This window comes from Membranihabitans marinus, assembly GCF_021729155.1.
In the GTDB taxonomy this organism is placed as follows: Bacteria; Bacteroidota; Bacteroidia; order Chitinophagales; family Saprospiraceae; genus Membranihabitans; species Membranihabitans marinus.
In genome coordinates, this window is record NZ_JAJQYA010000073.1 from 1 (window position 1) to 2916 (window position 2916).

Consider the following 2916-nt stretch of genomic DNA (forward strand, 5'->3'; position numbering starts at 1 on the left):
ATAGCTAACTTCTGCACTTATAAAGTTCGCACCCAAGCCATACTTTATCGTATCGCTTAAGTCATAGTAGGCTCTGTGACCTGTTGTATCCTCTACTCGAATCACATAAGTCGTCGTATATTCATTTACCGTACCTGTCGGTCTTGCACCTATTAATATGTCCTTCGTCATTACAACTCCTGGTACTGGAACTTCAATAATAGTCACTGTCGTATCACAGATTCCATCTTCATCACAGACCACCAAACAGAAGGTATCTCTTACCCCTAGTGTCGATGGTGCCGTATATTCTACACAGCCAGTCACCTGATCGATACTGCCTATGCTGCCCAATGACGGATCTCCACAACTGCTCACACTGGATATAGCACCTGGTATCATTGTCAGATCTACACAAGATGTAATCATGCTATCAGCCGGTACCGTATAATATACCGTATCTGGTGGCAATGGTACTTCTATGATCGTTATTGTCGTATCACAGATGCCTCCTTCATCACAGACCACTAGACAGAAGGTATCTCGCACTCCCGGTGTCGATGGGGCCGTATATTCTACACAACCGGTCACCTGATCTATACTTCCTATGCTGCCCAATGACGGATCTTCACAACTGTTTACACTAGCTATTGGTCCTGGGATCTCACTTAAATCTACACAGGATGTAATCATACTATCAGCCGGTACCGTATAATATACCGTATCTGGTGGCAATGGTACTTCTATTATCGTGATTGTCGTATCACAGATGCCATCTTCATCACAGACCACTAAGCAGAAGGTATCTCTCACCCCTGGTGTCGATGGCGCTGTATATTCTACACAACCTGTCACCTGATCGATACTGCCTATGCTGCCCAATGTAGGATCTTCACAACTGTTTACACTAGCTATTGGTCCTGGTATCTCACTCAAATCTACACAGGATGTAACCATACTATCCGGCTGTACCGTATAGTAGACCGTATCTGGTGGAAGCGGTACTTCTATGATGGTTATTGTCGTATCACAGATGCCACCTTCATCACAGACCACTAGACAGAAGGTATCTCTCACCCCTGGTGTAGATGGTGCTGTATATTCTACACATCCTGTCACCTGATCAATACTGCCTATGCTGCCCAATGACGGATCTTCACAGCTGTTTACACTAGCTATTGGTCCTGGTATCTCACTTAAATCTACACAGGATGTAATCATACTATCAGCCGGTACCGTATAGTAGACCGTATCTGGTGGAAGTGGTACTTCTATGATGGTTATTGTCGTATCGCAGATTCCTCCTTCATCACAGACCACTAGACAGAAGGTATCTCGTACTCCCGGTGTCGATGGTGCTGTATATTCTACACAACCAGTCACCTGATCAATACTGCCTATGCTGCCCAATGACGGATCTTCACAACTGTTTACACTAGCTATTGGTCCTGGGATCTCACTCAAATCTACACAAGATGTAACCATACTATCCGGCTGCACCGTATAGTATACCGTATCTGGTGGAAGCGGCACCTCTATTATCGTTATTGTCGTATCACAGATTCCTCCTTCATCACAGACCACTAGACAGAAGGTATCTCTCACCCCTGGTGGCGATGGTGCTGTATATTCTACACAACCTGTCACCTGATCTATACTACCTATGCTACCCAAACTCGGATCTTCACAGCTGTTTACACTAGCTATTGGTCCTGGTATCTCACTCAAATCTACACAAGATGTAACCATACTATCAGCCGGTACTGTATAGTAGACCGTATCTGGCGGAAGCGGTACTTCTATTATCGTTATTGTCGTATCGCAGATTCCTCCTTCATCACAGACCACTAGACAGAAGGTATCTCTAACCCCTGGTGTCGATGGTGCTGTATATTCTACACAGCCAGTCCCCTGATCGATAATACCTATGCTGCCCAAACTCGGATCTTCACAACTGTTTACACTAGCTATTGACCCTGGTATCTCATTCAAATCTACACAAGATGTAATCATACTATCAGCCGGTACTGTATAGTATACCGTATCTGGTGGCAATGGTACTTCTATTATCGTTATTGTCGTATCACAGATTCCTCCTTCATCACAGACTACGAGACAGAAGGTATCTCTCACCCCTGGTGTCGATGGCGCTGTATATTCTACACATCCTGTCACCTGATCTATACTGCCTATACTGCCCAATGACGGATCTTCACAACTGTTTACACTGGATATAGCACCTGGTATCATTGTCAGATCTACACAAGATGTAATCATACTATCAGCCGGTACCGTATAGTAGACTGTATCTGGTGGCAATGGTACTTCTATGATGGTTATTGTCGTATCGCAGATTCCTCCTTCATCACAGACCACTAGACAGAAGGTATCTCGTACTCCCGGTGTCGATGGTGCTGTATATTCTACACAACCAGTTACCTGATCAATACTACCTATGCTACCCAAACTTGGATCTTCACAACTGTTTACACTAGCTATTGGTCCCGGTATCTCACTTAAATCTACACATGATGTAATCATACTATCAGCCGGTACTGTATAGTAGACCGTATCTGGTGGAAGGGGTACTTCTATTATCGTGATTGTCGTATCACAGATGCCATCTTCATCACAGACCACTAAGCAGAAGGTATCTCTCACCCCTGGTGTCGATGGCGCTGTATATTCTACACAACCTGTCACCTGATCGATACTGCCTATGCTGCCCAATGTAGGATCTTCACAACTGTTTACACTAGCTATTGGTCCTGGTATCTCACTTAAATCTACACAAGATGTAATCATACTGTCTGGCGGTACCGTATAGTAGACCGTATCTGGTGGCAATGGTACTTCGATGATCGTTATTGTCGTATCACAGATTCCTCCTTCATCACAGACTACTAAACAGAAGGTATCTCTCACCCCTGGAGTTGA

The 2916-nt window shown here is 44.4% G+C and carries 1 protein-coding gene; it reads right to left on the reverse strand.

The features are described from left to right. Positions 1–2916 (reverse strand): hypothetical protein (locus tag LVD51_RS19885; RefSeq protein WP_236973131.1); only part of this gene is annotated, 2916 nt, incomplete at both ends.